The organism is bacterium (assembly GCA_040753555.1).
Taxonomy (GTDB): domain Bacteria; phylum UBA9089; class UBA9088; order UBA9088; family UBA9088; genus JBFLYE01.
The window spans coordinates 1-13,680 of record JBFMDZ010000046.1 but is presented as its reverse complement, the minus strand read 5'-3'; the positions used below and the strand labels follow the sequence as shown (position 1 = coordinate 13,680).

Here is a 13,680-nt window from a genome sequence, read left to right as displayed (position 1 = left end):
CACAATTTGGGACTTGTAGTTAATTTATAGATTTTTCAAGGGAATTTTGCTATTTAACTCTCTTTTATTATTGCATAGGATGCTTTTCGAAAAATTGCCACATCAACTCAGAAGCAATAATATCCATAAGGAAGATAAATGAGATGTACAATAAGAATTATGATTCCATAAGTAACCGATATTATTGTAAATTTAGATCCATTCCCCACCTTGTCATCTTCTCGTTCATAATGAATCACCTCTCATGCGCTAAAACACTTTTCCGAAAAGAATCAAAGAGAAGATTTTGTCTTAGTTCCTACTGTTAATAAAATACATCTTGAGACCTCCTGATAAATATCACTGAATTCATTCTCAACAAGCTGCTTAATATGATCTTCTGCATAGAGATTATATTTGTCTATACCAGGCATCCAAGGTTTAAAGGCTTTTATTAGAAGACGATTTATCCAAGTGTTATACCCGTCCGCTATATAAAACTTACCTCCGATCTTTAACACTCTTTTCATCTCCCTAAGGGCTGCCTCAGGGTCAGGGAACCAGCCAAACGATTCAATAGATATGAGGCAATCGAAATAATCATGCGGATAGGGGATATTTTCTACATTGGCAATCCTAAACGATATATTCTGATGATCGTCTGCCTTCTGCTTTGCTATCTCGATCATGCCTTCAGCGATATCAATCCCAACTACTTCACCATTGGGAATTAGCTTGGCCACCATCCGTGAAGCCCATCCTGTTCCGCAGCCAATATCAAGTACCCTGCTGTCCTCAGATAAATCCAATCTCTTAAGCCACCATTTATGGAGAGGGGGATGGAACCACTCCATCGAAATTCCCATACCTCCATGAGCCCATCTTTCAAAAATCTCTTTTATTGACTCCTTATCCTCCATTTTGAATCCCTCCTTTCTCTATCAACTGCTTCTTCTTTTCCCTTATATTCCATAATCCTTTTATGAAATTAATTGCAGGAACTTCTTTTATATACTGTTGGTATTCATCTCCCCATTTCTTTATGTTAAAGTTATCCTCTTCCCTAATAAGGTATACCAATAGGCCGATAATGTATACAATCCCAGGTATTGCAGAGATTGTGAAAGGCACCCATTCACTGAGAATTATGGGAATTAAGGGAAGCCAAATCAATTCAGCAAGATAGCCTGGATGTCTAACAACTCTATAGGGACCTTCCCTGACGATAACCACTGATTCATGAACATCCCTGCATCCTCCTAATTTCTTCCTTAGGAAGGCAATTTTTACATCCAGAGATACTGCAGCGATAAAGAAAATCGCTCCTATGATTATTACGACTAACGGGAAGTCTATCCTTTGTAATTGAGCAAAGGAGCTTAAGAATCTCCAGCCAGAGTATTTAGCAATCACAGGAATAAGCCATAAAACAACAAGCGGATAGAATATTATGGAAGCAGGTCTGTCATACGATCTTACGAAGCTAATATCCTTTTTCCAGAGCTCTTCCTTTATTTCTCTGGCTGTAAGATCACCCTTCTTCAATATTTCATTTACCATTCCTTTTGGTTTTGTCATTTGCCTAAAAACCTTGAATTAACTTCAATATTTTCTTGCAGCAAGCCAGTTTATGATATGAGATACTGCATCAAATGCAAGAAAAACGACGCCTATCCAAAACAAAAACTTACTCTCAAGGATTGACTGCAAGATCAATCCAAGCCCAAGACCGCCAAGCCAATTCGGGTTATTCATAAAGAGTTTTTCAATCTTATGGAGTTTCATTCTACAAAATTAGTCTAATTTAAACTCAATATTCACCTGCATCTGGAGCTCGTTCCTGCCTACCTCTTCTGGTATAGGTGGAAAAGAAGCAGCGCGCTTGATGGTGCTACAGGCTGCTTCATCAAGAAGACTGCTGCCTGAAGGCTCACATATCTCTATTTTGTCTACACTCCCATCCCAAAGAATCGTAAATCTAACCTTAACTACCCCCTCAATCTCGTTCCTTCTGGCAAAAGCAGGGTATCTTTTTGCCTGCTCGATCTTGTTTCTAACCTTTCTTTGATAGTTTTGAAGCGCTATCTTAGCAAGATCAATCTTCGCAATGGTTACTTGCTCAACTGGTTGGGGAGTAACTTGAGGTTCTTCTACTTTTACTGCGTCAATTACAGACTCATTTTCGGTTAAAGGTTGTGGTGCTTCAACAACCTCTTCTGGCAAAGGCTTAGGCTCTGGTGCTTCAACAACCTCTTCTGGTTCTATTTCTTTAGGTTTGGGTTCCGGTTTCGGTTTAGGTATTTCTATTTTTTGTGGTGGCGGTGGTGGTTTTTCTATTTCTATTTGGGCTATAAAGTCTCTGGATGCTTCAACCTCAGGTGATAGGAATTTTAATATCCCCTTTGGTATCCCCAAAAACAGCATATGGATAAGAATAGAAACAAAAATGGTAACTTTCAAGGGATGATCACTTAACATCCTCATCACCTTTTTTAGTTGAAATTGTCAATCCTTCTGCTCCTGCTCCCTTAGCAATATCCATCACCCTGACTGCCAACCCAAGGTCTATCTTTTTATCTGCTTTGATAACTACGGTTTTCTTTTGCACTTCTTGTAATTTTATTCTCAAAGCATCTTCTAAAAGCGAAATATCCACTTGTTTTTCATTAAGATAAATCTGGCTATCCTCACCTATAAACACAACAATCCTTTCTTCCTGCGGCTGACTGGTTTTCGCTTGCGGAAGGGTAATCTTTATTCCAGGCTGCATGATAAAATTAGCAGTAAGCATGAAAAATATCAAAAGCAAAAATACTATATCTATTAAGGGAGCAATATCCAGGTGTTGGCTTATTCGTTTTCTTCGCTCAAATTCCATAGTCCACATCTTCCCCTGAATGTTCAGAATAACTTTTGCCTTCTTCTTTTGGCTTTCCGACTCCCAACCATTCAGAAACAAGTAGGCTAGCCTCTTTCATGGCAATAGCACAATTATCCACCTTGCCTTCAAAATAATGATAGGCAAACATAGCAGGTATAGCAACAGATAGTCCAGCAGCAGTAGTCAGAAGTGCCTCCCAGATACCACCGGCTAAAACTGAGGCATCAACCCTACCACCTAACTCTTGTATCTTCATAAACGCCTTAATCATTCCGGTTACTGTCCCCAGAAGCCCTAAAAGGGGCGATACATGGGCAATAATTCCCAATATACGCAGGTTTTTTTCTAACCTGACTAATTCCTTCGTCCCTACTCCACTTACTGCCTTTTCCCACTTATCTGCATCTTTTTGCCTATTACTTATCCCTGCTTCCACTACAGAGGCTACCGGACCAGGAGTGTTTTTTGCCTGCCTTAAGGCAGATTCTATTTTATTAGCTTGCAGTGCCTCTTCGATTTTAAGCAAGAATTGAGATACATTTGTCCTTATCCGAAAAAAGTGGTACGCTCGCTCTAAAATAATAGCAATAGCTACTATCGAACACAGAAAAATGGGGTACATTAGTACCCCACCTTTTGAAATAAACTCAAGCATAAAAAACCTCCTTTTAAAATCCTACTTCCATTCCACTGTAAAGCATCCTGCCGGTGTAAGGTGCGTACATAAATGCCGCATCATCCGGATGCTTCTCATCTTGTACTACATCCGTAAGATTCTTTACCCCTGCAAAGAGCGTAAGTCCATAACCTGGAAAACTCCTGGATATCTTGCTATTGACTACTACAAATGGGTCTGTATGCTTGATTTTGCTATTAGGCTTCTCTACATCTTCCTCCTGGCAATAATCAATATACATCCTACCCGTGTAGTTGCAGTCTAAGACAAAGCTCCAGTCTTGCGGGCTGTAATCTAACTTGACACCTCCTGTGATTTCTGGAACACGAGGAATATATTTACTGACAGAGGCATATTTACCTCCATGAGCATTCACCCAATCCTTTCGTTCCTTCTTGTATTGGGCATCAGTGTAGCTCAAATTGCCATCAAGATTGAGGTTTTTGGCTAAGCGGGTTACCAAGCCCAATTCTACACCCTGGGTATAGGCGTCCCCTATATTTGCCCACTCATAGGTATATCCTAAGCTTGTAGCCTTTTCACTGGCATCAGTAAAGCCAATCTTATCCTTCAGGTTTGTGCGAAAGATATTGGCAGATAATCTATATCTTTCTACCCCATAATCTACGCCAAAATTTAGGCTTACTGACTTTTCAGGTTTTAAGCCTGCACCTTTATAAACCCTTGGTGAGCCACTGCAAAGGTGCAAATCCTCACTGAATCCATACGGGACACGGAAACCTGTGCCAAGACTTGTGCGAACGGTAATCTGAGGATTTGGCCGATACATTAACGCCGCTCTTGGACTAAAGGCAGTTTCGTCATACTCAAGCTTAATTCTGTCTTTGGGAGCAGCATCACCAGAGCCACCAAAATCATCCTCTGAGTTATGCATGTCATACCTTGCCCCTACTACCAGCTCCAAAGTATCTATTAGAGATACCTCATCCTGGAGATAAATCCCTATCTCATCCGCACTCTTTTTGCTTGTGGAGAGATAGGTACTTCCAGTAGCTGGGTCTGGACCTACAAGAATTACATACTTACCTGATTCCTCTAACTTATTGTGCAAATATTGTGCTCCGATCAATGGCCGATGCCTTCCTCCAACTGCAAAGGCATAGCTTGCATCAATCACCCAAAGTCCTTCATCTGCCAGATAGGGTCGCATTTCATCTAGGGGTGGAAGTGCGCCATCATGAGTGTTTCTATAGTCACTCACAAAGGAATCATTAGTGGCATTGCGATAATGGGTGCAGTAACTGAGGTTAAGATTTACCATTTGGTCTTCTGCAAGATTCTTTCTGTAACCAATTTCTGCTTCATAGCGTGTAGTCTTAATATGCTCTGCTTTTTCGGCATAGAAATTTTCAAATGTGTCTACATTGCCACCTTGACGCTTCTCATTTGTGGTTCTTCCGGAAAGACTGAGCTTGTCATCTCCAAGCACATCGTGCCAGTTTATCTTTACTCCACCCGTAATATTGTCAGTCCTTACTCGATCAGTCAATCGTTCGTCCTCTTTTGAAAGGCCTGGGTCAGGCTCTAAGATTTCATCACCGGTGGTCTTCTGAGCCGTGAGCGTTATGTCCATATTTGCCTTTTTAGTAGAGGCAAATATCTCATAGTTATTGGTTTTATGCTCCCCAAAGCTCATACTTACATTCATTGTAGGCTCTTTAGTTGGCTTTTTAGTGATGATGTTAATCACCCCGGCAATAGCACTTGCTCCGTAAAGGGCAGACCCTGCACCTTTTACTACCTCGATACGCTCGATATTTGCCGTTGGCACCTGCTGCAGGCCATATACGGATGCCAGCCCGGAATATACCGGTTGTCCATCAATCAATATCTGGACATGGCCTGCTTCTAATCCCTGCATTCTGCAAACGCTGAAGTTGCAATAGGAACATTGTTGTTCTACCCTTATTCCAGGTGTTCCTTCTAAAGCCTCGTAAAGATTTGTTGCCCCTTTTTCTTCAATCTCCTTACTGGTAATCACCTCAGTGCGCACAGGGACATCTCTTAATACCCTTTCGCCTTTAGTGGCTGTTACCACTACCTTTTCCAGTTCAATAGCCTCCTCTGCTAAAACTGATTGGGATAGGTAGAACCCTATCACTCCTGCCAAGATTGCTGGCATTGTTTTTGTTAACCTTGTTAACATAATGCACCTCCATTTTTTAAAGATTTGCAAGGCCTTCTTTAAAATTCCCACTATTCCTTGCCTTATAGTGGAAATTCACAATCATCTTTCATAATCTCACCTCTTTTTTTAATATTTTCTTTTTGATTTTCATTTTCAATCTCCAATTGTAATTGAAATTCAATCTCAATTATAAAATTTTACAATAAAAGTATTTTTTGTGTCAAGTATTTTTTTGTTTTTTACAATAAAGCAGAAAAGCAAGAACCTTCCCCTCTGTTTTGAGAAATGTATATCAATCTGGCTACAACCGAATAAAACTATACAATCGTATGTGTTTAGTCTCCTTAATATGTATTGAGCTTCCTCATTAAAGAGTCAGAAACGAATTGTTTAATTGTAAATTTTAAATTGCAAATTTTAAATTGTAAATTTTCTTAATTAAAAATCTGCATCAAAATTTAACATTTCTCTTTCATTTTACAATTTGCAATCTACAATTTGCAATCTACAATTTGCAATTTACAATTGTGTTTAGCGAAGCTAAACACGTACATACAATCTATCTATATGCTCCATACAGAGTCAGAATACCAGCGATAAGGGCCCAAGCTACAAATGCGACTATGCCTCCCAAAATAAGAATCAACACGGGCTCAATCAAAGAGTTCATTCGCTTAATATAAGTCTGCAATAGTTTTTCATGAATTTGAGCGGTTACATTCAAAGCATCACCCACTGCACCTGTTTCTTCTCCTACGGCTATCATCTCAGCTACCATAGCCGGAAATATAAAAGAGGCATCTCTAACAGAAGCAGAAAGGTTTTCGCCTCTTGTAATGCGCATTTCCATAATATCCATCACCTGCATAGCCGCATAATTGCCAAGGGTATTGCGAACTGTCCGCAGCGATTCCAACATACTTACCCCGCTGGTCAAAAGAGAAGCCAAATTTCTGGAAAATTGAACTACCACCGAATAAACAAAGATAGGGCCAATAACGGGAATTCTTATTTTAATCCTGTCTATCCAGTATCGAGATACCTCGAGTCTGCTTAAAAAATATATTCCCAGAGATGTCCCTGCCACTACACAAACAATATGTTTCCAATAGCTCCTTAACCATCGGGTGCTATCAATCAAAAATTGTGTGTTCCAGGGTAATTTCTCTCCCCTGGCCTCTAGAAAGGGCAAAAACTTAGGAATAACAAAGCCGACTAAGAAAATTACTACAATAACGCTCATTACAATTACAATGGTTGGATAAATGAAACTGGTAATAACCTGTATACGAAATGCTGAATGTTCCTCTAAGTAATTCGCAATACTTTCCAAAATTATATCCAGCGTTCCTCCCACTTCTCCTGTCTCGATCATATTGACAATGAAGGAAGAAAAAACTTTGGGGTGTTTCTTTAAGGCATTGGCAAAGCTTAAGCCTTCTCCAATATCACCTAAAATCTGGCCCAATATCCGTTTCAATTTTCTTTTTTTAATCTGCCTCTGAAGTATCTGTAAAGAATTAGTCAAGGCAACACCGGCAGTAATAAGAGCGGAAAGCTGACGAAAAAGTATAACTATATCTGATGAACGAATAAAACTTAAGCGATCAAGAGGTGAGAGAGAAAATGCATCTTTTTCTTCTTTTATTACATCGTCGGCTTCCTTTAATGAAGTTATAATCTTACCCTGGCTACGAAGATTACCGGCAGCAACATTGATATTGACGGCTTCAAGTGTCCCTGAAACTTCTTTCCCTTTTCCGTCTATGGTAGTATAAAAAAATCTTGGCATTTTTGTATGTGTTTAGCTCTTTAATATGTGTTGAGCTTCCTTTATGCTAAAGAGCCAGAAATCGCTTTGTTTAATTGTAAATTTTAAATTGCAAATTTTAAATTGTAAATTTTTTCTTAAAATTTAAAAATCACACATCAAAATTTGTATGTGTTTAGCTCTTTAATATGTGTTGAGCTTCCTTTATGCTAAAGAGCCAGAAATCGCTTTGTTTAATTGTAAATTTTAAATTGCAAATTTTAAATTGTAAATTTTTTCTTAAAATTTAAAAATCACACATCAAAATTCTAACATTTTTCCTTCATTTTACAATTTGCAATCTACAATTTGCAATTTACAATGTTTAGCGAAGCTAAACATGTACGCATTTTTAATCCACCAGCGTAACCCTTATTGCCTCTTCCAAAGAAGTCAAACCGTGCTCTACTTTCAGAAAAGCATCCTGCCGTAATGTGCGCATACCACAAGATACAGCCACTTCTTTAATTCTTTCTGCAGAAGATTTCTTGATAATCTCTTTCTGAATGAAATTATCTACTTTAAGCAATTCAAAAATACCGATTCGACCTCTAAATCCCGTTTTCTGGCAATGCCGACATCCTAAAGCACGAAACCACGATTCCTTCACCTTAATATCTTTTAGCCCAAACTTTTCCAGTTCGTCCTGTGTAGGGTTAAAGGCTTTTTTACAAAATTCACAGTTAAGTCTCACCAATCGCTGGGCAACAATGGCACAAACAGTAGAGCTGATAAGATAGGGTTCGCACCCCATATCAACCAGGCGGGTAAGTGCACTGGCGGCATCATTTGTATGCAAAGTGGAAAAGACTAAATGGCCTGTGAGCGCAGCTCTTAAAGCAATATCTGCCGTTTCCTTGTCGCGAATCTCACCAACCATAATAATATCAGGGTCTTGACGCAAAATATGCTTGAGTGCCTTAGGGAAGGTAATCTTATTAACATGGTCTACTTGTGTCTGGGTAATATCTTCAATACGATATTCTACAGGGTCTTCAATGGTAGTAATATTAACACCAACAGAGCGAATAAGCAAAAGCGAGGCATATAAAGTAGTGGATTTACCGCTACCTGTAGGCCCTGTAATAAGAATGATACCATGCGGCCTTTTAATCAATGAGATAAATTCTTCTAAAGTATCTTTCTCCATGCCTAAAGATTCTAAAGTAATTATTTTTCTTTTTGAAGGAAGAAGTCTCAAAACGGCCTTCTCTCCATTGACATTAGGTAAAATAGAAACTCGAATATCAATAGACTCATCCATATATTCAAAAACAAAACTTCCGTCCTGGGGAGCGCGTTTCTCAGCAATGTCTAACCCAGAGAGAATTTTTATTCTGGAAATAAGCGGCAGGGCTAGTTCTTGTGACAAAGAATCTGCTTCATTCAATACCCCATCAATCCTAAATCTTACCCGCAATCTCTCCCTTTGGGGCTCAAAATGAATATCTGAAGACCTAAACTTTAAGGCTTTACAAACTAAGCCATTTAAAATATCGCTAACAGATTCATCTTTAATCAGTGTTTTTTCTGAAGGCGCCGCACTATCCGTATAATACCTCTTTAACAAGGAACTAACAACAGAGTCAGCACCGATATAGAAAGCAATCTGTTTACTAGTTAATCTTTGTAAATTGGAAATGACCTGGGGATCTAACGGCTTTGCACAGGCGAGATATAAGATATTTTCCTCTATTTTTATCGGGATAATATTATACCTGAAGGCAAGGTTAGTCGGAATAGACTGTATTACAAAGGAGTCTAATTCTATCTCTTCTAATTCTATATAAGGTAATCCATATATTTCAGCTATAACACGGGCAATATCTTCCTCCAAACAATATCCTAATTTAACCAGTATCTGGTCTAAAGACCCTTTGTCTTTTCTCTGGACTTTTAAAGCTTCGTTTAGTTGCTCTTTAGTAATAATTTGTTTTTCTATCAGTACTTCACCAAGCATTTTTAAGCAATTCTTCGTTCTATAACTTTTATATTTCTTGCGTTTTTAAAAACAGTCTCTTTATCGATCTTTCCCTGCTGATAAAGATTCACTAATGACTGTTCCATTGTCTGCATCCCAAAACCCACCCCTGTTTCTATAGCCGAATATATCTGCTCGGTCTTGCCCACACGTATTAAATTAGTTATTGCTTTAGTAACAATCATTATCTCTACTGCAGGAACTCTGGCATCTCCATTCGCACACCTTAGTAATCGTTGTGAAATTACCGCCTTTAGCGATTCGGAAAGCTGGTGCCTGACATGCTGCTGCTCAACGGGTGAAAAAACCCCTAATATTCGGTCAATAGATGATGCTGCGTCTCGGGTATGAAGGGTTGAAAAAACTAAATGTCCCGTCTCAGCAGCAGTAATAGCAGTACGCATAGTATCTAAATCGCGCATTTCACCTATCAGGATAACATCCGGGTCTTCCCGCAAGGCAAAACGCATTGCTTCGGCAAACGAATCAGTATCAACATAAAGTTCTCTCTGATTAACGATACTCTTTTTATGGGTATGCAAATATTCTATTGGGTCTTCTATGGTGATGATGTTACAGGCGTGGGTCTGATTTATCATATCAATAAGTGTAGCCAAAGTTGTAGTTTTACCAGAGCCGGTAGGCCCAGTAACCAAAACCATTCCATCACGCAAATCAGAAAGTTGATGAAGACTCTCAGGCAATCCCAATTCGGTAAGGCTGAATATTCTGTCAGGAAGATTGCGAAAAGCAGCACTCACTGTGCCTTTTTGATAGTAAGCATTTATACGAAAACGGCCTATATCTTTAAAGCTATAGGCTAAGTCAACAGAATGCTTTTTTTTAAATATCTCTTTTTGTTCTTGTGAGAGCAACTGAAATATCATCTCTTCAGTTTCACTGGAAGATAGTTTTTCGCCTTTACCAGGGATCAGTTCTCCATGAATACGTAACAAGGGCGGGCTATTGCAAGTAAGGTGCAAGTCCGATGCTTTTTTCTCAATCGTCAAATGGAGAAGCTCAAATATATCCATTTAATTTTTGTCTTTGCTCGTATCTTTTTTATCTTGTCCTGTGGGCTTAAGCTCTTTATTTTCCTTATCATAGTCTAAGAGCCTTTTCTGCTCCTCCTTAACATAAGGGTGCTCGGAAAGGTCGGAAATTGTCTTATCCGATATGGCATTAGCTTCTTCAGGCATCATCATAATATGCGGGGTAATCAAAAAAACAGTCTCTGTCTTTTCTTTCGCTAAGTCCTTTTTCTTAAAGAAAAACCCTAATAAAGGAATATTTCCCAAACGGGGAACTTTACGCTCATAACCATAGTCGGTCTCTCTTATAAGTCCCCCAATAGCCAATGTGCGGCCATCACTGGCCATAATAATATTTTCCACCCGAGAGGTATTAACTGTATCTATGGGCAAAGTAATTACCTTTCCTTCTTGGTTGACAAGGCTAATGTTTGCTCCACCCGGCTTAACGCTATCAACTTCAGCCAAAAAACGCATAGTTACGGTTTTATCCTCATTAATGGAAGGAGTAATGGTAATTTTTGTCCCAATATCCTTAAGCTTAATAACCGGACGCACAGTTTCCGCAGTCCGCTGTTCAAACTCCCGAATCTCATATTCATAATTAATAGTAATCGGTCTTTCTTCTCCGATAAAAAATTCTCCTGGTGCATTATTAGCGCAAAGAATCATTGGCGTGCCAATAATCTTGACCTGCTTATTTTCTTTAAACATTTCCATGCGAACCTTTACTTGCTCATCCACAAATTGATAAATAAGGGTAGGTGATTCTAAGGGAGTAAATCCACCTGTATCGGCAATATGCTTACCTGAACCAGGCTTAACATCAAAATCAAAAAATGACTTAAAGTCATCAGTTAAAGTAATCTCTAAGATTTTTCCTTCGAGTAAGACTTGCGAGGTAGGAGTATCTATCTTTCTGATAAAATCACCTATATCACTTAAAATTTTCATATCAACCGAACGGCAGACTATAGAGTTATTACGGGGAAAAACAGTTAAATAGACAATAGCCTTTTCCTGTTTGGCCTTAAGGATATCCTCTAATTCTATTTCCTTTTGTTCGCTCTTCTTCATTTCAAGTTCTTCAATTACCTTTGAAGTGAGTTCTTCGCTTTCTCTTTTACTACCAGCAACAAAGGTTTCTCGTGCAGTTTGGGCTTTATACCCACCACCTCCTCCTCCCCCTCTGCCCCCACGCGCTCCTTTTTCTGTTCCCACATGGCTATAGCTTTCTATTTCCCCTGGCTCAACATATTTAATGCGGTCTCCAAATAGATTATCCAGTAAATTAGCTACGGCAAGACACGAGGCGTATTTAAGCCTGTGCACAACTATCTTTTCGTCGTAGCAAATAGTCAACTCCTTTTCATACTCCTCAGTGGTCATAATCCGAATAACATTATCCTCTTCGCTAAACCAGAGATTATAAAGCTTACACATTGTCTTGAGCGTCTCTTGAGGGCTTACCCTTTTTAAAAAGAGGGTTATTTTAAAATCCATAATCTCTTCACTTGCAACAACATTCTTGCCGGTTAAGTCTGTGAATACCTTAAGCACATCGGACATTGGCGTTTCTTTAAAATCAAAGACACTGATTTTTTCCTCTTCTATATTTTGAGATTTTCCTGGATTAAACCCCTCAGCAAGAAAACCCCCGCATACAAATAGAATTAAACTTACATACATTATTTTTCTTAACATCTTCATCTTCATTTACCTCTTCAATAGTTCACAAATACGCTTGTGCTCTTGTACACTAATATCATCGGAAGCGCTGGTGAACCTCTTGTCCTCCTTTCAAAATAATAACTAACTCGTTTGGTGTTATTTCTTTTATAAGAAAAGAAATAAAAGCGTTTTTTTGCGAACCTTCTGACTTAACTACTATCTTGTCATTGGGCTTAAGAACCACATCACCAAGTGATTCAATATTTGCTGTAGCCATTGTATTACTGCCAACAACCATAATACCGGTAATCTCAATGTTTGGTAAATTAAAACCTGCCAGTCCTTCTCCTGTAAAAGAGACATAGTTGTCTGATACGGTTTTCTTAAGAAGTTCTCTACTCAAACTGAAAGGATCCCGCTCTTTCAGGGATGCAGTTTGAATCGTATCCGCCGTATTTTTTTCGCCATAAACAGCGCCTCCCAGATATAAAAAACAAATAATAACTAATACATTCATAGATTATTTGTATATGTTTAGTCTCCTTAATATGTATTGAACTTCCTCATTAAAGAGCCAAAAATCGCTTTCTTTAATTGCAAATTTTAAATTGTAAATTTTAAATTGTAAATTTTTTTAAAATACAAAATCTAAATCAAAACTTCTTCGTTCCTCATTTCATTTTACAATTTGCAATCTACAATTTGCAATTTACAATTATGTTTAGCTTTAGCTAAACACATACGATTATTTATAGTAAATTGCAAGTAACAAAATTATCTTTAAATTTTCTCCTTCACTTTCGCGCTCGATTAATACTTTCTCAATCGTAACAAGTTTTGATAAGCTTTTGATTTCTTTTAAAAAATTCTTAAAATCTAAAAAGTTGCCCGCCATTACCAAATTATGCAAAGTTCTGTTTAGAGAAAGCCCTTTTTTATCTTGAGGTTCCTTTTCATCTGCTGGCGAGATTTCTTTAATCTTAAGATTGTATTGCTTGGTCAAGCGGCTAATTTGGATAAGAGTCTCTGCTAACCCCTTTTCATTGACTAATATAAAATTTGCCTTTTTGAGCTCGGATTTTGCCTTCTCTAATTCTTCTTCCTGGATGGAAGAAAAAGTATCTTTGCTTGGCACCTGCCATTTTAACCCCTTAACCTCTTTAGACAACTTGTCCCATTCTCCTTTAAGTTCCTTAAATTTCTTACACTCAGGCTCATAGACTTTTTTAACATAAAAGAAGCAGGCTATTACCGCTATTAAGGCAACAATTCCCATTTGTTCGAGTTTGGTCAGTCTTTTCTTAACCATTTTCCTTCAAAACCACCTTTATCTTAAACCCATACAAAAACAATCCTTCGCTTTCAGGAGTAACTTCCTTTTCATTTATGCTCTGGAGTTTTGCCTCCTGGATAACCTCAAGACGCTCCAGTTCTCCGACAAATTTAGTAATGGAGGCAGCAGAAACCCCTGAGCCCTCAAGCAAAAATGTATTACTACCATC

Annotated in this window: 14 protein-coding genes; all 14 read right to left on the bottom strand. The window is 38.4% G+C overall.

The genetic code is table 11. The features are described from left to right. Window positions 1–272: 272 nt before the first annotated feature. Window positions 273–899, bottom strand: coding sequence for a methyltransferase domain-containing protein (locus tag AB1630_05550; protein MEW6103267.1), 627 nt, complete (start codon window positions 897–899; stop codon window positions 273–275). Beyond that, window positions 889–1,557 carry an isoprenylcysteine carboxylmethyltransferase family protein gene (locus tag AB1630_05545; GenBank protein MEW6103266.1) on the bottom strand — a complete coding sequence of 223 codons (669 nt, stop codon included), beginning with the start codon at window positions 1,555–1,557 and terminating at the stop codon, window positions 889–891. The genes AB1630_05550 and AB1630_05545 overlap by 11 nt, the downstream gene beginning before the upstream one ends. 24 nt (window positions 1,558–1,581) lie before the next feature. Next, window positions 1,582–1,764, bottom strand: a complete 183-nt coding sequence (locus tag AB1630_05540; protein ID MEW6103265.1) for a hypothetical protein — start codon at window positions 1,762–1,764, stop codon at window positions 1,582–1,584. Window positions 1,765–1,773: 9 nt separating this feature from the next. Next, complete coding sequence (locus tag AB1630_05535; protein ID MEW6103264.1) at window positions 1,774–2,439, bottom strand: energy transducer TonB; 666 nt, start codon at window positions 2,437–2,439, stop codon at window positions 1,774–1,776. Between the two features lie 7 nt (window positions 2,440–2,446). After that, window positions 2,447–2,857, bottom strand: a complete 411-nt coding sequence (locus tag AB1630_05530; protein ID MEW6103263.1) for a biopolymer transporter ExbD — start codon at window positions 2,855–2,857, stop codon at window positions 2,447–2,449. Further along, window positions 2,847–3,515 carry a MotA/TolQ/ExbB proton channel family protein gene (locus tag AB1630_05525; protein MEW6103262.1) on the bottom strand — a complete coding sequence of 223 codons (669 nt, stop codon included), beginning with the start codon at window positions 3,513–3,515 and terminating at the stop codon, window positions 2,847–2,849. The genes AB1630_05530 and AB1630_05525 overlap by 11 nt, the downstream gene beginning before the upstream one ends. 13 nt (window positions 3,516–3,528) lie before the next feature. Further along, window positions 3,529–5,703 carry a TonB-dependent receptor gene (locus tag AB1630_05520; protein MEW6103261.1) on the bottom strand — a complete coding sequence of 725 codons (2,175 nt, stop codon included), beginning with the start codon at window positions 5,701–5,703 and terminating at the stop codon, window positions 3,529–3,531. 541 nt (window positions 5,704–6,244) lie between these two features. Beyond that, the gene (locus tag AB1630_05515; protein MEW6103260.1) at window positions 6,245–7,477 is read right to left on the bottom strand and encodes a type II secretion system F family protein; all 1,233 of its coding nucleotides are present in this window, start codon (window positions 7,475–7,477) and stop codon (window positions 6,245–6,247) included. Window positions 7,478–7,847: 370 nt separating this feature from the next. After that, a complete protein-coding gene (locus AB1630_05510) occupies window positions 7,848–9,455 on the bottom strand; it encodes a GspE/PulE family protein (GenBank protein MEW6103259.1) in 1,608 nt (535 codons plus the stop codon). A gap of 2 nt (window positions 9,456–9,457) precedes the next feature. Further along, the gene (locus AB1630_05505) at window positions 9,458–10,510 is read right to left on the bottom strand and encodes a type IV pilus twitching motility protein PilT (protein ID MEW6103258.1); all 1,053 of its coding nucleotides are present in this window, start codon (window positions 10,508–10,510) and stop codon (window positions 9,458–9,460) included. Beyond that, the gene (locus AB1630_05500) at window positions 10,511–12,211 is read right to left on the bottom strand and encodes a hypothetical protein (protein ID MEW6103257.1); all 1,701 of its coding nucleotides are present in this window, start codon (window positions 12,209–12,211) and stop codon (window positions 10,511–10,513) included. Between the two features lie 61 nt (window positions 12,212–12,272). Next, complete coding sequence (locus AB1630_05495) at window positions 12,273–12,695, bottom strand: hypothetical protein (protein ID MEW6103256.1); 423 nt, start codon at window positions 12,693–12,695, stop codon at window positions 12,273–12,275. A gap of 228 nt (window positions 12,696–12,923) precedes the next feature. After that, the gene (gene pilO / locus AB1630_05490; GenBank protein MEW6103255.1) at window positions 12,924–13,487 is read right to left on the bottom strand and encodes a type 4a pilus biogenesis protein PilO; all 564 of its coding nucleotides are present in this window, start codon (window positions 13,485–13,487) and stop codon (window positions 12,924–12,926) included. Beyond that, the coding region (locus AB1630_05485; GenBank protein ID MEW6103254.1) for a hypothetical protein at window positions 13,480–13,680 on the bottom strand (201 nt) is incomplete at its 5' end. The genes pilO and AB1630_05485, both read right to left, overlap by 8 nt.

Excerpts from the sequence above, each read along its gene's own strand:
- AB1630_05545 (MEW6103266.1), bottom strand. The coding sequence starts at position 1,557 with ATGACAAAACCAAAAGGAATGGTAAATGAAATATTGAAGAAGGGTGAT.
- pilO (MEW6103255.1), bottom strand. The coding sequence starts at position 13,487 with ATGGTTAAGAAAAGACTGACCAAACTCGAACAAATGGGAATTGTTGCC.
- AB1630_05525 (MEW6103262.1), bottom strand. The coding sequence starts at position 3,515 with ATGCTTGAGTTTATTTCAAAAGGTGGGGTACTAATGTACCCCATTTTT.
- AB1630_05505 (MEW6103258.1), bottom strand. The coding sequence starts at position 10,510 with ATGGATATATTTGAGCTTCTCCATTTGACGATTGAGAAAAAAGCATCG.
- AB1630_05515 (MEW6103260.1), bottom strand. The coding sequence starts at position 7,477 with ATGCCAAGATTTTTTTATACTACCATAGACGGAAAAGGGAAAGAAGTT.
- AB1630_05520 (MEW6103261.1), bottom strand. The coding sequence starts at position 5,703 with ATGTTAACAAGGTTAACAAAAACAATGCCAGCAATCTTGGCAGGAGTG.
- AB1630_05550 (MEW6103267.1), bottom strand. The coding sequence starts at position 899 with ATGGAGGATAAGGAGTCAATAAAAGAGATTTTTGAAAGATGGGCTCAT.
- AB1630_05500 (MEW6103257.1), bottom strand. The coding sequence starts at position 12,211 with ATGTTAAGAAAAATAATGTATGTAAGTTTAATTCTATTTGTATGCGGG.
- AB1630_05495 (MEW6103256.1), bottom strand. The coding sequence starts at position 12,695 with ATGAATGTATTAGTTATTATTTGTTTTTTATATCTGGGAGGCGCTGTT.
- AB1630_05540 (MEW6103265.1), bottom strand. The coding sequence starts at position 1,764 with ATGAAACTCCATAAGATTGAAAAACTCTTTATGAATAACCCGAATTGG.
- AB1630_05510 (MEW6103259.1), bottom strand. The coding sequence starts at position 9,455 with ATGCTTGGTGAAGTACTGATAGAAAAACAAATTATTACTAAAGAGCAA.
- AB1630_05530 (MEW6103263.1), bottom strand. The coding sequence starts at position 2,857 with ATGGAATTTGAGCGAAGAAAACGAATAAGCCAACACCTGGATATTGCT.